This is a genomic window from Neisseria sp. P0001.S005 (assembly GCF_051963715.1).
Genome location: NZ_JBQCTZ010000939.1, coordinates 1 through 296, shown reverse-complemented (window position 1 = coordinate 296; position 296 = coordinate 1). Strand labels below are relative to the sequence as shown.

Annotated in this window: 1 protein-coding gene; it reads right to left on the bottom strand. The window is 55.1% G+C overall.

Annotated elements, in window-relative coordinates; genetic code table 11:
• Positions 1 to 287, bottom strand: a 287-nt coding sequence (locus tag ACTHSP_RS23590; protein ID WP_440347184.1) for a Dyp-type peroxidase domain-containing protein, incomplete at its 3' end; no start/stop codon positions are given.
• Positions 288 to 296: the final 9 nt, after the last annotated feature.

Here is a 296-nt window from a genome sequence, read left to right as displayed (position 1 = left end):
CGGGCGGTCAGGGCGCGGAACAGGTTTTCAAGTTGTTTGGCGTCTTTGGCGGTAACGTCAAAGGCACACATGATGCCGAAGAGCTGGTGTGGCGTAACGATGCCTGCCTGATGCTCGCCATAACACGGATAGGCCAGCTCGGAATGTTGGTTGTTTTGGGTTTCGGCGGCGGTTTCGCCTTGTTTTTTACCGGCAAAATAACCGGCAACGCCGATGGCACCGGCGGCAAGGGCAGTTTTGAAAAGGGTTCGTTTTTCGGGTTGTGCCGGTTGTTTGTTTTGGCTCATGGTCTGCTC